The organism is Dechloromonas hortensis (assembly GCF_009469765.1).
Lineage (GTDB): Bacteria > Pseudomonadota > Gammaproteobacteria > Burkholderiales > Rhodocyclaceae > Azonexus > Azonexus hortensis.
Window position 1 is genome coordinate 1 of the sequence record NZ_SSSQ01000005.1, and the last position, 15,094, is coordinate 15,094.

15 protein-coding genes are annotated in these 15,094 nt (G+C 62.5%); 3 read left to right on the forward strand and 12 right to left on the reverse strand.

What is annotated here, in order from left to right:
- A partial coding sequence (locus GH663_RS09900) for a type I secretion C-terminal target domain-containing protein (RefSeq protein WP_153131472.1) occupies nucleotides 1-2,589 on the forward strand: 2,589 nt, incomplete at its 5' end.
- Between the two features lie 93 nt (nucleotides 2,590-2,682).
- Here the strand turns inward: GH663_RS09900 and GH663_RS09905 are convergent.
- The 7 genes from GH663_RS09905 to GH663_RS09935 all read right to left on the reverse strand — a co-directional run bounded on the left by GH663_RS09905 (nucleotide 2,683) and on the right by GH663_RS09935 (nucleotide 8,313).
- Nucleotides 2,683-3,378: a Crp/Fnr family transcriptional regulator gene (locus GH663_RS09905; RefSeq protein WP_153131473.1), complete on the reverse strand. Its 696-nt coding sequence runs from the start codon at nucleotides 3,376-3,378 to the stop codon at nucleotides 2,683-2,685.
- Between the two features lie 95 nt (nucleotides 3,379-3,473).
- Nucleotides 3,474-5,315 (reverse strand): nitric oxide reductase activation protein NorD, encoded by a 1,842-nt coding sequence (locus tag GH663_RS09910; RefSeq protein ID WP_153131474.1) that lies wholly within the window; start codon nucleotides 5,313-5,315, stop codon nucleotides 3,474-3,476.
- Nucleotides 5,316-5,318: 3 nt separating this feature from the next.
- Nucleotides 5,319-6,290, reverse strand: coding sequence for a 4Fe-4S binding protein (locus GH663_RS09915; protein ID WP_153131475.1), 972 nt, complete (start codon nucleotides 6,288-6,290; stop codon nucleotides 5,319-5,321).
- Nucleotides 6,287-6,703 (reverse strand): magnetosome magnetite crystal formation protein family, encoded by a 417-nt coding sequence (locus GH663_RS09920; RefSeq protein ID WP_153131476.1) that lies wholly within the window; start codon nucleotides 6,701-6,703, stop codon nucleotides 6,287-6,289. Before GH663_RS09920 ends, GH663_RS09915 begins: the two co-directional genes overlap by 4 nt.
- Nucleotides 6,684-7,466 (reverse strand): CbbQ/NirQ/NorQ/GpvN family protein, encoded by a 783-nt coding sequence (locus GH663_RS09925; RefSeq protein ID WP_066882801.1) that lies wholly within the window; start codon nucleotides 7,464-7,466, stop codon nucleotides 6,684-6,686. Before GH663_RS09925 ends, GH663_RS09920 begins: the two co-directional genes overlap by 20 nt.
- Nucleotides 7,463-7,732, reverse strand: a complete 270-nt coding sequence (locus tag GH663_RS09930; protein WP_066882800.1) for a cytochrome C oxidase subunit IV family protein — start codon at nucleotides 7,730-7,732, stop codon at nucleotides 7,463-7,465. Before GH663_RS09930 ends, GH663_RS09925 begins: the two co-directional genes overlap by 4 nt.
- A complete protein-coding gene (locus tag GH663_RS09935) occupies nucleotides 7,732-8,313 on the reverse strand; it encodes a cytochrome c oxidase subunit 3 family protein (RefSeq protein ID WP_066882799.1) in 582 nt (193 codons plus the stop codon). The genes GH663_RS09930 and GH663_RS09935 overlap by 1 nt, the downstream gene beginning before the upstream one ends.
- 152 nt (nucleotides 8,314-8,465) lie before the next feature.
- Here GH663_RS09935 and GH663_RS09940 point away from each other — a divergent pair, with 152 nt between their 5' ends.
- Nucleotides 8,466-9,329, forward strand: a complete 864-nt coding sequence (locus GH663_RS09940) for a YihY/virulence factor BrkB family protein (protein ID WP_153131477.1) — start codon at nucleotides 8,466-8,468, stop codon at nucleotides 9,327-9,329.
- Between the two features lie 97 nt (nucleotides 9,330-9,426).
- Here GH663_RS09940 and GH663_RS09945 read toward each other — a convergent pair whose 3' ends face one another.
- The 4 genes from GH663_RS09945 to GH663_RS09960 form a co-directional block, all read right to left on the reverse strand.
- Nucleotides 9,427-9,747 carry a J domain-containing protein gene (locus tag GH663_RS09945; RefSeq protein WP_153131478.1) on the reverse strand — a complete coding sequence of 107 codons (321 nt, stop codon included), beginning with the start codon at nucleotides 9,745-9,747 and terminating at the stop codon, nucleotides 9,427-9,429.
- Nucleotides 9,748-9,937: 190 nt separating this feature from the next.
- Nucleotides 9,938-11,317, reverse strand: a complete 1,380-nt coding sequence (locus GH663_RS09950) for a cbb3-type cytochrome c oxidase subunit I (RefSeq protein WP_153131479.1) — start codon at nucleotides 11,315-11,317, stop codon at nucleotides 9,938-9,940.
- Nucleotides 11,318-11,336: 19 nt separating this feature from the next.
- On the reverse strand, nucleotides 11,337-11,765 hold the full coding sequence (locus tag GH663_RS09955) for a c-type cytochrome (RefSeq protein WP_066882795.1): 429 nt from the start codon (nucleotides 11,763-11,765) through the stop codon (nucleotides 11,337-11,339).
- Nucleotides 11,766-11,926: 161 nt separating this feature from the next.
- Nucleotides 11,927-13,069 (reverse strand): rhomboid family intramembrane serine protease, encoded by a 1,143-nt coding sequence (locus GH663_RS09960; protein WP_246181549.1) that lies wholly within the window; start codon nucleotides 13,067-13,069, stop codon nucleotides 11,927-11,929.
- 101 nt (nucleotides 13,070-13,170) lie between these two features.
- Here GH663_RS09960 and GH663_RS09965 point away from each other — a divergent pair, with 101 nt between their 5' ends.
- Nucleotides 13,171-14,475: an NYN domain-containing protein gene (locus GH663_RS09965; protein WP_153131480.1), complete on the forward strand. Its 1,305-nt coding sequence runs from the start codon at nucleotides 13,171-13,173 to the stop codon at nucleotides 14,473-14,475.
- A 45-nt stretch (nucleotides 14,476-14,520) separates the two neighbouring features.
- Here the strand turns inward: GH663_RS09965 and GH663_RS09970 are convergent, their stop codons facing one another.
- Complete coding sequence (locus GH663_RS09970) at nucleotides 14,521-15,030, reverse strand: hypothetical protein (RefSeq protein ID WP_153131481.1); 510 nt, start codon at nucleotides 15,028-15,030, stop codon at nucleotides 14,521-14,523.
- Between the last annotated feature and the right edge of the window lie 64 nt (nucleotides 15,031-15,094).

Here is a 15,094-nt window from a genome sequence, read left to right on the forward strand (position 1 = left end):
GCCACCTACACCCTGACCGACGGCTCCGGTGCCAACGACACCTCGACGCTGGCGATCACGGTGACGCCGGTGAACGACGACTTCACCGATGCCAACGAAGTGATCAGCATCGCTGAAGACAGCGGTCCGCTGACGGGCACGGTGCTGAGCGGCACGAGCAGCGTCGATGGCCCGGTCAGCGTCACCACCTTCACGGTAAACGGCACGACCTACGCCGCCGGCGCCACCGCCACCCTGGCCGGGGTCGGCACGCTGGTCATCAATGCCAACGGCAGCTACACCTTCACGCCAAACGCCAACTACAACGGCACGGTGCCGGTCGCCACCTACACCCTGACCGACGGCTCCGGTGCCAACGACACCTCGACGCTGGCGATCACGGTGACGCCGGTGAACGACGCGCCTGGGGTGACGGCACCGGCACCGCTGAGCCTGTCGGAAGAGGGCTTGACTGGCGGGGTGGTCGATAGCACCGGTACCTCTGATACAACGAATGCAACACAAGTTAGCGGCACACTGGCCATTGTCGACCCGGATAACAGCAGCTTCAGCATTTCCATTACGCAACCGGCGGAGGCGCTGAGCTCCAATGGAACAGCCGTGACCTGGAGTGGTGGCGCATCGGGTACCGATCTGGTCGGCATGGCCGGTTCGGTTGAGGTTGTCCGCGTCCATGTGACCAGTAGCGGTGCGTATACCGTGACCTTGTCGGCTCCGGTCGATCACGCAATCGCCGGCGTCGAGGACGTCAAGACGCTGAACTTCGGCCTGGCGGTTTCGGACGGCATTGCCCCGGCCGTCAATACCACGCTGACGGTTAACATCGAGGATGACTCGCCGCTGACTTCGAGCAAGACGGAAACGATCAATCTTGCGCAGCAAGATACCAATCTGATGATCATCCTGGACGTCTCAGGCAGCATGACGAACAACTCCAACAATGTGGATCGTCTGGCTGCCGCCAAGACTGCCATTACTAACCTGATCAATACCTATGACGGTTTCGGCGATGTTGCTGTCAAGCTGGTGACTTTCTCGACGACCGCGACCGACCGCGCCAGTGCCTGGATGACGGCGGCCGATGCGCTTGCCTTGCTGACCGGCATCGGTGCATCGGGCAGTACGAATTACGACGCCGCGCTGGCCCAGGCGATTGATGCTTGGGACAGCGCCGGGAAGATTCTGACGGCACCGGCCGGTGGCAGCTTGCAGAACCTGGCCTACTTCATTTCCGACGGTCAGCCGAACGAGAACGACGGGACGGTCGGCACCCTGGCCAATAATGCCAATGGCTCCAGCGGGGGTAGCGATGCGGGTATCCAGGCATCGGAAGAGTTGTTATGGGAGACTTTCCTGACCAACAACGACATCAAGTCCTTTGCCCTGGGGATCGGTGATGGCCTGAGCGCAACCGACCGCTCTTACCTGGAACCGATTGCCTACGACGGTGTGGCAGGCAGCGAGATGAGCGCCATCATGGTGCCGAATGTCGCCAATCTTTCCACCGAGTTGCAGAAGACCGTGGCGCCGGCGGCCAGCGGTAACCTGCTGACTGGCGCGGCACCGGGCCAGGTTGGTGCCGATGGCGGTTTTGTCTCCAGTGTTGCGATCGGGCCGGTTGGCGATGTGCGTACCTTCTCCTGGAATGGTTCGGCGGCCACCGTGTCGGCGACCGGTACGGGCGGCAGCACGGCGAGCTTCGATTCGACCACCCATGTGCTGACCGTGACGACGGAACAAGGCGGTTTGCTGGTAATCGATCTCGACACCGGTGAGTACTACTACACCCCGCCGGTGACGGTAACTACGCTGACTGAAAACATCTCCTTTGCCCTGACTGACAGAGATGGTGATGCCAGTGTGATCGATGCGACGCGCGGTCATCTGGACCTGACCATCACGCGCGACAGCGGCTCAGAGTCGCTGACCGGGACCAGTGCCAATAACACTGCACTAACTGGTTCTGCCGACGATGACATCATCAGCGGCCTGGCCGGTAACGACACCATTAGCGGTGGCGATGGCAACGACTGGCTGTCCGGTGGCGCCGGAACCGATGTACTGAACGGCGGCAACGGTAACGACAAGCTGGATGGTGGTGCCGGGGCCGATACGCTGGTTGGCGGTGCCGGGGCTGACACGCTGATCGGCGGGGCCGGTAACGACATCATGACGGGCGGCGTGGCCGGCAGCACGGATGGCGTATCCGACGTCTTTGCCTGGAGTTTCGCGGATGCCGGGACGACCACGACGCCGGCAGTCGATACCATCAACAACTTCGACACTGCGAACGCCAATGCCGGCGGCGACATCCTCGATCTGCGCGACTTGCTGGTCAATTCGGCGACGACGGCCGGGGCGCTGGATAACTACCTGCACTTCCAGTATTCCGGCGGCAATACGACGATCTATGTCAGCGCAACCGGTGCCTTCTCCAACAACAATACGGTTGGCGCGCCGCCGACCAATGTCGCCAACAACGATGTGCAGCAGATTGTCCTGAACGGTGTCGATCTGGTGGGGGGCAACACCACCGATCAGACGGTCATCCAGAACCTGCTCAACAACGGCAAGCTGCTGACCGACTGATTCCTGCGGTCAACCAGCGAAAAGGGGCGATTTTCATCGCCCCTTTTTTATTGTTCGGAGAACGGCCTTCGCCGGCCGCTATCTGCTCGGGCTTCAGCCCTCGTGCTTGCGCAGGTTGGCGACGCTCGGAATATGGATCTTGCGTCCTTCGACGACGATCAGGCCGAGTTCGGTCAGCTCGTGCAGGATGCGCGAGAAGTGTTCCTGGGTCAGGTTGAGGCGGGAGGCGATGACGCCCTTGTTGGTCGGCAGCGTGATCGCGACATTGATACCGTTCTGGTCGGCTTCCGGCAGTTCGCGCAGCAGGTAGCCGATGATGCGCTGCTTGCCGGAGTGCAGCGAGTAGGATTCGACGTCGTTCATCAGCTGGTGCAGGCGCATTGCCATGCCGGCCAGCATCTTGCGGCAGAGGTTGTGGTCGCGCTGCAGTTCCTCGAAAACCGCAGCTTTGGAAACGTGGAGCAGCAGCGAGTCGGTCAGCGCCTGGGCGAAGACGATGTAGGGCTTTTCCATGAACATGATGGCTTCGCCGAAGCTCTGGCCCTGGGTCAGGATTTCGACGACCTTTTCGCTGCCTTGCGGCGACGTGAAGGCCAGCTTGATCTGGCCGTACACCAGCAGGTGGAAGCCGTTGCAGGGGTCGCCCTTGTGGAACAGGATGTCACCCTTGCTGGCGTGGATTTCACGGGTCGAGCGGGCAATGCGCGCAATTTCCTCGGCGGCCAGTCCGTTAAATAGCGGGACGTGAGTAAGCAGGGCTTCGATGTTGATCGGGTGATTGGCGTGCATGATCGCTAGGCTTAATGAGACCGGCCGATGGTGTCACCCTCATAGTTCTCAGGCAATACTACTTTAGGACTAAGGCATGCCGAGCCCGACTGCCGTTAATCCCGCGTCAGTTGGGCATAAAGCAGGGGCAGGCGGCGTGGTAGTTCTTCCGGTTTGCGGATGACGCAAAAGCCGGCTGGTCCGAACAGGTAGGGCAGGTAGGCACCGGCTTCGCGGTCGATGGTGACGCAGAACGGCGTCAGCCCCATGCGCCGCGCTTCATGCACCGCCATCCGGGTGTCCTCGATGCCATAGCGGGAGTCATAGAGGTCGAGGTCGTTCGGTTTGCCGTCGGTGATGATCAGCAGCAGCCGGCGGGCTGCCGGCTGTTCGTAGAGGATGCTCGCCGCCTGGCGCAACGCAGCCCCCATCCGCGTGTAGAAGCCGGGCTTGATGGCGAGGATGCGGGCGCGGGCGGCGGCGTCGTAACGGCCGTTGAAATCCTTGAGCAGGTGAAAGCGGACGTTCTGCCGGCGTAGCGACGAAAAGCCGTAGATGCCGAAACGGTCGCCGGTGGTCGATAGCGCCTCGGAAAAGAGCAGCAGCGAATCGCGGATGACATCGACGATGCGGTGGCTGTCGGAAATCCAGGCGTCGGTGGACATCGAGAGGTCGGCCAGCAGCAGGCAGGCGAGGTCGCGTTCGCAACGCTCCTGGGAGAGATAGCCGCCGCCTTCCGGGGTGTGGCCGGAACTGCGGTCGGCATGGTTGCGGACGCAGGCATCGACATCGAGCTCGGGGCCATCTGGTTGCGCCTTCAGCCAGCGTCGTTGCGGGGCGAGGGCGGCGAACTGGCCGCGCAGCTTGCGGGCGGTGGCCGCCAGTTCGGGCGGCAGGGCAGCGTGGCCGGCATCCTGGGCGATCATCGGTTGCAGGTGGCAGTGCGCCTCCAGCATCACCGATTTACGGTAATCCCATTCCGGCAGCGCAATGCCGGGGCCGACCGGCGTGTCGTCCTCGGCGGCCGAGGGCAGGTCGAGGTCGAACTTGACGCGGGAGACGGCGGTCTCGCCGTCGCGGGTCAGCGACAGCTTGTCGAGATCCTTGGCCGCGTCCTTGGCGTTGGGGTTTTCGTCGTCATCGTAGGCGCGGTTGACGCGGACGTATTCGGCCCAGGTCGGCAGGCTTTCGGCGCGGAACATGGCGAGCATCGGCGCCTTGTTGTCCGGCGTTTCGACCTGTTCGGCCTTGTGCGCCTGCTTTTCCGGTTCGGCATTGCTGCCGCTGCCTTCCGGCGGTACTTCGCCATTCGGGTCGGCCACTTTGCCGGCGGCACGCACTTCGCTGGCGATCAGCCAAAGCAGTACCGGCTGCGGCGGGCGCGACTTGACGGTATTGAGCGGCGGCAGGCCGTCTACCGTGCCGGGCTGCTGCATGGCCTGGCGCAGCGCGTTTTCCTGGGCGGCTTCGTCGGGCTGCAACTGGCTGGCGTCGATTCGGGCGGCGAGATGGGCGGCGACCAGTCGTTCATAGCGCGGGCGCAGGCCGGGGTAATTGTGCAGCGCGGCCAGCGTGGCGCGTTGGTTGCGGATGAACCACGGCTGTTCCGGCGCGACGTCGCTGGCGGCGAGGGCGGCCAGCCACAGGTAAAGGTCGCGGTTCAGCGACTTGTCGGGAAAGGCGGCGATTTCCGGCGGCAGGCGCAGGGTTTCCGCATCGCGCCGGGCATGGGCCACCTTTTCGTTGCTGCCGGCCACCCGCTGCAGCCAGCGCCGGCGGGCACCGTGTTCTTCCGAGGTGGCGGCAGCGACTTTCAGGCCGGGGTCGCCACCGAAGGCGCGAAACAGGATGCCGGCCGTCTTTTCGATCTCGCCCAGTTTGACGGCGGCTTCCGGGTAATGGCCGGCGGCGGCCTTGGTGACCCAGTTGTGCCAGAGTTTGCCGATGAATTCTTCCATGCTTCAGATTTTCCCACCGGCGTCTTCGTCGGTATTTGATAAGGCCGAAAAACCGGCTTCATTGCGCTTGGCCGCATCGTTGCTGACCCAGCGCAGCAACTGGCCCTCCGGGTTGTTGCGGTTCACCGTGCTGCAGGCCGAAATGCACTGGCCGCATTGCGTGCAGGCAAACATCCAGCGTTTGACGTTGCGCGGTTTCAGGCGCATCGGGCACACCGCGTCGCAGGCAGAGCCGTGGCCTTCGAGGCAACTGGCGCAGTCGGTCAGGCGCTTGCGCTCGAAACCGACGACCATCGCCTTCTTGTTCACCATCCAGGCAAAGCTCTGGAAGATGCCGATGGCGCAGCCGTAGCGGCAGAACAGGTGGCGGGCGAAGAGGAATTCGAGGCTGAGCACCGTGGTCGCCGCCGTGAGGAAGATGACCTCGCCGCGATAGAGGGTGAAGGTAGCCAGGCCGTGATAGACCTGAAACGGCGGCATCAGGTAAGTCAGACCGACGACGGCCCAGGCGAAGGCGAAACCGATGGCGGCCGGGACGACCAGCAGCCAGTAGCGCTTGTCGCGCCGGGCCGGCGTGCCGTCCGGCTCCCATGGCGGTGTCTGCTTCTTGTCCCAGACCGAATGCTTGCCGGTGGCCGACAGCATCAGCCGGTTGATCGTTTCGACCACCGAAAAATGCGGACACAGCCAGCCGCAATAAAGGCGGCCCCATTTCCAGGCGACGCCGATGATCAGTGCGCCGGCGCCGAGGATCGGCAAAAACAGGTACAAAATGATGTTGACCGCAGCAGTTTGCGGATCGCCGGTACCGGCGATCAGTTCATCGATGCCGAGGTGCCAGGGATAGGTCAGGAAATAGGCGTGCTTCTCGGTCAAGTCGTAGCGGAACAGGTCGAACAGCGGTGTCAGGGTAAACAGCGCGAAAAATCCGATCTGGGCGAGCACGCGGTAGCGCTGGAGTGGTGCTTTATTCATTTGCGGGGTTCAAGGCGCGGCCCGATCAGCGGGAAGCGCCAGACCTGCCCGTTCATCGCCTTGATCAGGGCGTACATGCCGCACAGGACCAGGGTCGAATGGATGCAGGTGAAGTAGAGAATCAGGGCGACCCAGGTCCATTGCCAGTCCAGGCCGCCGGCGTAAAGAATGCCGCCGGCGAAGGAAACGATCAGCAGGCCGCCCCACAGGCTGACCAGGGTCGCCTGTTTCAGGTGCTGGCGGGCGAGGGGCGGGGCGTTGTCGCGGAAATGCAGCCACAGGCCGGCCAGGATCAGGAAGGCGATGCCGGGCAGCAGCAGCAGGTTGATCAGGAACAGCACCTCGGCGAGCACGGCCAGCGCTTGGCCGGCCTTCTCCTCGGTGTAGCCGAAATCATCGTCCGAACGTGGCATTGACGATTTCCATCAGCGCCTCGACCGTTTCCTCATCATCGGTCAGGCTTTCGACCAGGGCGGCGCGGCAGGCGGCGGTGACGTCGAAGCCGGACTTGATCAGCGTCGCGGCATAGACCAGTAGGCGGGTGCTGGCGACTTCTTCGAGGTCGCGATCCTTGAGGGCGCGGAAGGCCTTGCCGATGCCGACCAGGCGCTTGGCGAGATCGGCATCACAGCCGGTTTCGCCGATCAGGATGGAGATCTCGCGCTCGGCGCCGGGGAAGTCGAAGCGCATCGAGACGAAGCGCTGGCGGGTCGAGGGCTTCAGGCCCTTCATCAGGTTCTGGTAGCCCGGGTTGTAGGAAACGACCAGCATGAAGTTGGCCGGTGCTTCCAGCGTCTCGCCGGTACGGTCGATCGGCAGGATGCGGCGGTCGTCGGCCAGCGGGTGGAGGACGACGGTGGTGTCCTTGCGCGCCTCGACCACTTCGTCGAGGTAGCAGATGCCGCCTTCGCGCACGGCGCGGGTCAGCGGGCCGTCGGACCAGTAGGTGCCCGAGTCGGAAATCAGGTGGCGGCCGACGAGGTCGGCGGCGGTCAGGTCGTCGTGGCAGGCCACGGTGTACAGCGGCAGCTTGAGGCGGGCAGCCATGTGCGAGACGAAGCGCGTCTTGCCGCAGCCGGTCGGACCCTTGATGAGCAGCGGCAGGCGCTGCTGAAAGGCGTGTTCAAACAGGGAAATTTCGTTGCCGGAAGGTTCGTAGAAGGGCAGTTCGGTCATTTGAGAGAAATCCAGTAAGCCAACAGAATCAGGCTGGAGACGAGAATCAGCCAGCCTTCGAGCAGGAGCCGCCACATCAGCGGTGCTTCGCGCAGTTCCATGAAATCGAGAATGACCAGCCGGCCCTTGACGAAGGCAATGAGCAGCATGGCAATGATGGCGCCGGTGCCGGCGGCACCGACTTCGCCAAGATACCAGGTGATCGCGGTGGCGATCAGCAGGACAAGCCAGGCGCGGTGGGCGGGATTGGAGAGGGCGTTCATCATCAGCGCATCACATAAACGAGCGGGAACAGGATGATCCACAGCAGATCGACCATGTGCCAGTAGGCGGCACCACTTTCCAGGCCATTGGCACTCTGGCTGGTATAGGCGCCTTGGCGGGCCTGAAACCACAGCACGGCCAGGATCACCATGCCGAGTATGACGTGCATGAAGTGGAAAAAGGTCAATGAAATGTAGAACATGTAAAAGGTATTGGTCGACATCGAGATGCCGGCCCCGAACTTGGCGGCGTATTCGAAGACCTTGACGGTGAGAAAGCCGCCGCCGCAGAGAAAACCAAGCAGGATATTGCGCGAGATCGCCGGCTGGTCGTCGCGGTGCGCCGCCTGTACGGCGAGCACGACAAACCACGAACCGGTGACCAGCAGCACGGTATTGAGGGCGCCGGCATTGCGGTCCAGCGTCTGCTGGTAGAGGTTGAACATCTCCGGGTTGTGGGCCCGGGCGAAGGCGTAGGAAGCAAAGAAAACGGCGAAAGCCAGCATCTCGGCCAGGATGAAGAACCAGATGGCGAGATCGCCGGGCAGTCGGCGGGGCAGGGGCGGGGCGGCAAGCGTATTCATGCGGCCGATGATAGCGAGGCAGGCGCGCCCATGACTTGATCTGCCCTAAGAAGCCAGGCTAAAAATCGTGCCGTCGTCTTTGCGCCGAGCTGTCTTGCGCTGTGCGGCGATACCGCCGCAGAATATGCCGAATCAATCGAGGTTCCGAAGTCATGCCCATCCTCAGCAAGCCTGTCTTGTATGTCCTGCACCATCCCGTCGCCTTTATCCTGCAGGTGCTCAAGAGCTTCAGCCGGAATCAGGGCCTGTTGCTGGCCGGCGCCATCGCCTACTACGCGCTGCTTTCGGTCGTCCCCTTGCTGATCGTTTCGGTGATCGTCCTGTCGCATCTGGTCGATCAGGCAGAACTGCTCGCCACCCTCGGCCACTATCTCGAATGGCTGGTACCGAGCCAGTCCACCGCGGTGCTGGCCGACATTTCCGGCTTTCTCGGCAACCGTGCCGCGATCGGCGTCGTCCTGCTGGCCACCTTGCTCTTTTTCAGCTCGCTGGGCTTCTCGGTCCTGGAAAAGGCCATGGCCATCATTTTCGGCCGCCGGGAAAACCTCACGAAACGGCATTTCCTGGTCTCCGCCATCCTTCCCTACAGCTTCATCGTCCTGCTTGGTATCGCGCTGCTGGTCGTGACCTTGGCCTCGGTCGCCCTGCAGGCCCTGGCCCAGGAAAGCTTTCATGTTTTCGGGCGGGACTGGGCGCTGGGTGGCCCCTCCGGAACCTTGCTCTACCTGCTCGGGCTGGCCGTCGAAACCGTGGTCCTGAGCGCTCTCTACCTGACCATGCCGGTCGGTCGCATGCCCTGGCATCACGCGCTGATCGGCGGCTTCAGCGCCGCCTTGCTGTGGGAGGGGCTGCGCCACCTGCTGATCTGGTACTTCGCGACGCTCTCCAAAGCCAGCATCGTCTACGGCTCACTGACCACGGCCGTGGTCGTCCTGTTCAGCATGGAAATCGCCGCCATGGTGGTCTTGCTCGGGGCGCAGGTGATTGCCGAGTACGAACGGCTGGATCGGGAATGAGAAGGGCTGCGGTCAACCGGTGAAAATGGGCAAAAACGGCAGCACTGCCTGAAATCGCCGTGTGCGGCCGAAGCCGGATTCGGTGCCGGTTGCTTGCCTAGTGGCGCCACAGCCAGGTGAAGAGCGGCCAAGGCAGCAGCGCGAAGCAGAGATCGGGCGGGAAGGCGATCCAAAGCCAGAGGGCCGGGCTAACGACCGGGCTGTCGGTGACGAGCTGCAGGTTGTAGGCGGAACGTGTGTCGGCGCGGCGGAGCGTTTTGTAGGCTTCGCCCAGCCTCTTGAATTTGCTTTCGCCGTCCGGATCATCCGTGACATCGGGATGCAGGCGCTGAGCCTGTCTGCGATAAGCCTTTTTGATTTCGGCTTCGGTGGCCGTTCGGTCGATTCCCAGCGTGCAGTAATAATCACAGGTTTCCATCACCAACTCCTTTTCACGGCGCTCTCCTGCCATGCGGCATTGGCGATTACCTTGATCTGTGGTGCTTGTCGCCTGGTGCCTGTCCTCAGGCTACGGCAATGGAAACTGGCGTCGGTGTGCTGGCGCACATGACAGGCAAAAAAAAGCGCGGGTCTTGCGACCCGCGCTTGCAGCTAGCTGATGCTAGGAATTACTTGGCGGTTTCCCGCTCGTCACCACCGACAAAGAAGCTGGCGATGTAGACGATCAGGCCGATCAGGAAGATTACACCGGCCCATTCACGCATCCAGTAGAACAATGCGATCTTTTCCTGGGCAACCATGAACGGCAGCGGTGCGTCGGAAACGCGTTGCAGCCAGACCTGCAGGATGCCGGCAGCGGTCAGGAACAGGGTGATGAACACGATGGCCGTGGTCATCAGCCAGAACGACCACATTTCCAGTACTTGCGACTTGTTGCCGTTGGCAGCGCGACCGCGCAGGATGGGCATGGCGTAGGAGATCATCATCAGGTTGACCATGGCGTAGGCGCCATAGAAAGCCATGTGGCCGTGAGCGGCGGTGATCTGCGTACCGTGCGTGTAGTAGTTGACCGGAGCCAGGGTGTGCAGGAAGCCCCACACGCCAGCGCCCAGGAAAGCCATCACGCCGGTGCCCAGTGCCCACAGTACGGCAGCCTTGTTCGGATGCTCGCGGCGGCGACGGTTCACCATGTTGAAGGCAAAGACGGTCATGGCGAAGAACGGAATCGGCTCCAGTGCGGAGAAGATGGAACCCCACCACTGCCAGTATTCCGGCGTACCGATCCAGAAGTAGTGGTGACCCGTACCGATAATGCCGGTGATCAGCGTCAGGGTGACGATGACGTACAGCCACTTTTCGATCACTTCACGGTCAACACCGGTCGTCTTGATCAGCACGAAGGCCAGGAAGGAACCAAGGATCAGTTCCCAAACGCCTTCCACCCAGAGGTGCACCGTCCACCACCAGAAGAACTTGTCGAGAACGACGTTCACCGGGTTGTAGAAGGAGAACAGGAAGAAGACGGCCAAGCCCCACAGACCAATCAGCAGCACCAGCGAAATGGCGGTCTTCTTGCCCTTCAGCACGGTCATGGTCAGGTTGAACAGGAAGCCCAGTGCAACAACGACGATACCCAGCTTGGTCGGCAGCGGCTGTTCGAGGAACTCGCGGCCCATGGTTTCGAGGATGTTGTTGCCGGTCAGTTCAGCCAGGGTGGCGTACGGCACGGCCAGGTAGCCGACGATGGTCAGCGCACCAGCAACCAGGAAGGTCCAGAACAGGATCAGCGCCAGTTTCGGGCTGAACAGTTCGGTCTCGGATTCTTCCGGGATCATGTAGTAGGCGCCGCCCATGAAGCCAAACAGCAGCCACACGATCAGCAGGTTGGTGTGGACCATGCGGGCCACGTTGAACGGGATGGCGGGGAACAGGAAGTCGCCGATCACATACTGCAGGCCAAGAATCAGGCCGAACAGGATTTGACCGACAAACAGGCCGATTGCCGCGATGAAGTAAGGTTTTGCAACCGCTTGCGATTTGAATTGCATGTTCAGTGTCTCCTCTCGATCAGCCCTGGTTGTTAGGCGGCCAGTTGGCATCGTTGATCGAATTGACGTGCTTCAGGAAAGCCACGATGGCATCCAGTTGCTCGTCGGTGAAGTTGAACTGAGGCATGCTGCGGCGACCGGGGATCCCCTCCTTCGGACGGCTCTTGATGAAGCCTTTGACGCCTTCGTCGCCGTAGCGGGCGATGACGTTGCCCAGTTCGGGGGCAAAGTAGGCACCTTCACCCATCAGGGTGTGGCAACCGATGCAGTTATTTACTTCCCAGAGCTTCTTGCCTTCGGCGACCTGCGGCGTAATGTTCTGCCGCATGTCACGTTTCGGTAGTTGCGAATGGGTGTCGAATGACAGCGCAAGGAACAGCAGGAAGAAGAAAGTCGTCCCCCCGTAGAAAATGTTCCGCGCCATCGATTTGGTGAAAGCGCCACTCATTGGTTTTCCCCCTTTCGGAAATTGTTTGGCCGACGGATGGTAGGTTCCCGAGTGGGTGGGGGGCTTTGATGTTCGCTAAAAAATGGAAATGGGGCGGAAATTAAAGTTGACCGCAGGACTGGCGAAAAGCCGCTTCTGGCGCAGGTTTTCGTGGCCGTGGCCTATATCGGCGGAATATTTTCCGGGGTGGAAAACGGTGGCCCGAGCCGCGGCTGGTTGAAGGGGCCGAACTGGCCCCGGGCGCGCAGTTGCCTAGCCAGGGCCTGGGCGCTGTCCCGCCGCTTCTCGCTATAGGCGCGCAGCGCTTCGACCTGCGCCGCCGAGGGCGAGGTCGGGCTGAGGTTCAGTTCCGACAGTTGCTCGAAACTGGCCTCGTAAGGCTCGCTGATTTCCTGTTCGATCCGTTCGGCCAGCGCTTGAACAGCATCCGCCGTCCGCCGGTCCTGGCGGATGATCTCCTGCCAACTGGCCTGGATGCGGTTTTCCTGATCGAGAAATTGCTGGATTTCCGCTTGCGCCGCGACCTCGTCGCGCCAGCGATAGCTCGGTGGCGGAATGTGGGTGAGCAGCACAACGACCGTGCCGGCCAGCAGCAGACCGCCAGCCAGTCGTTGGCGAGGCGGCCAGGGCGTTTTGCCGAGCAGCGGCCGGCCGAGCAGGTTGCCGAGCAGGATGCCGGCCAGCAAGCCGCCGATGTGGGCACTGTTGTCGATGCCGGGAATGAGCAGGCCGAGCCCGATGCTGGCCAGCGTAAAGGCAATGCCGGCCCGGAACAGCCAGCGGAACTCGGCCGGGTGCAGCGCCCGGCGCTCGCGCCAGAGAAAGATCAACAGGGCGCCATAAACCCCGAAAATGGCACCGGAGGCGCCGCCGGATACCGCATGGTTGCCCTGGACGACGAGCGACAGCAGGTTGCCGAACAGGCCGCTGAAGAAATAGATGGCGGCAAAGCGCAGGTGGCCGTAGATGCGCTCGACCAGATGGCCGCCATCCCACAAGGCCCACAGGTTCATTGCAATATGCAGCAGGCCGAAATGCAGGAAGAGGGCGCTGCCCAGCCGCCACCACTGGCCATCCTGGGTGGCCGGGCCGAAATTGGCGCCCCAGGCGAGCTGGACGCCGTTCTGCGAGTGCCAGAGGCCGGCGCCGGCGTTCAGCATCAGGATGAAGACCAGCGCATTGGCGGCGAGCAGCAGCCAGGTCACCGGCAGGCGGCTGCTGCGGGCGCGCAGCACGTCGTAAAGGCTGTCCGGCTGAGCTGGGGAATCGGGCATCGGGGCGAAGCGGGTGGGCAAGACCGTCATGATAGCGGGGGCCGGGCCGGCCTGCACGGGCGATGGCATGGCCGCCGATTGTTGTCCGGGCAACAGGTATACTCGGGGCTTCCTCAAGTTGAAGGTACTTCATGGCTGCACCCAACGATACCGCCAGCATGGCGCTTTTCTGTGACTTCGAGAACGTCGCCCTCGGCGTGCGCGATGCCCAGTACGAAAAATTCGACATCAAGCCGGTCCTTGAGCGGCTACTCGCCAAGGGCAGTATCGTGGTCAAGAAAGCCTACTGCGACTGGGATCGCTACAAGGCCTTCAAATCGGCCATGCACGAGGCCAATTTCGAACTGATCGAAATTCCCCACGTCCGCCAGTCCGGCAAGAACTCGGCCGACATCCGTCTCGTCGTCGATGCGCTCGACCTCTGCTATACCAAGTCGCATGTCGATACCTTCGTCATCATCAGCGGCGACTCCGACTTCTCGCCGCTGGTCTCCAAGCTGCGCGAAAACGCCAAACGGGTGATCGGCGTCGGCGTCAAGCAGTCCTGTTCGGACTTGCTGATCGCCAACTGCGACGAATTCATCTATTACGACGATCTGGTCCGCGATCGCCCGGCCTCGCGCCGCGACAACCGCGAAGCGGCGCCGCGCCGCACGCCGGAAGAAGAAAAGGGCCGCCGCGAAAAGCTCGAGGCGCGCAAGACCAAGGCCATCGAGCTGGCCACCGCGACCTTCGCCGACCTCTTCGCCGACCGGGGCGATACCGAACGGATCTGGGCCTCGGTCCTCAAGGAAGTCATCAAGCGACGCAATCCCGGCTTCAACGAAAACTATTACGGCTTCCGCAGCTTCGGCAACCTGCTCGAAGAAGCAGCCAGCCGTGGTTTGCTCGGCTTTGGCCGCGATGAAAAGTCCGGTGCCTACGTCACCCGCGCCCAGGTTCGTCCGGTGGTTGTCGAAGTCGCCGCTGCGGTCGAAATCGAACCGAGCGTCGAGAGTCCGGCGGTCGACCTGGCGGAAATGGCAAAAATCGAAGCGCCCGTTGCGGAAACGCCGGCTGGTAACAATTCATCACGCCGCCGTGGCGGCCGACGGACGCGGAAGGAGGCGGAGCACAAGCATGGCGCCGAGCCTATAGCCCAGGCAGTTCAGGTCGAAGTGCCGGCCCCGACGGTAGAACCAGCCGTGCTGCCGGAAGTGATCGTCGCACCTGTCGCCGCCGCGCCTGAGGTGGCGACGGAAGAAGCGGCACCAGCCGCGCCGCGTCGACGGGGTGGTCGTCGGCCGCGCAAGGAAAGCGAGAGCGCCGCGCCGGTGGTGGTCGACAGTGCGCCGGTGGCGGCGGTCGAGGTGGCAGCGCCGGTGGCCGAGGCCGATGCGCCGAAGAAGCGGGTGGCGCGGACGCCGCGCAGCCGCAAGCCGAAAGCGGCCGAGTAGTCCGGGTTTGTCGAAGGAAGGGCCCGGCGACTGCCGGGCCTTTTTTTACAGCACCTGCAGCAGCTTGCTGCGCAGTGCTTCTGCCTCGCGCTTGCCTTCGCGCGACATGACCATCGAGTGATACCACTCGTCGTAGAGGGCGCGCAGGCCGGCATGGCCTTCCGCCTGGTCGATGCGGTCGAGCAGCGAACTGGCGCCGAGCGAGCCGACGAAGGTGTTCAGCGTATTGACCATGAAATTGCGTGCCTGCTGCAGGCGCAACGGGTCGGCGGTCGCCGGCAGTTCGCTGAAGGCGGTAATTGCCGGCAGCGGCGACTGCGGCGCACGGCTTTGGCCATTGGCGTCGCTGACGCTGCTGACTTCGATGTAACCGTCCTCTTCCAGCGCGCCCAGCGTGTGCTGCAGGTCATCCGATTGCAGCATGCCGCGCAGGTCGTCGACGCTGCGCTTGCCGTCTACGAAAATCAGCACCCGGCGGACGCGCGGGGTCAGCCCGCCGGCCTTGCTGGTGATTTCGTCGTGTCCTTTGGGGGTTTTGGCGAATACAACGCCCATGATTTGTCTCCGTTATATTTGTGAGATTTATCAAGGCATTGTACAGAAAAAAGAAAACCCGCCA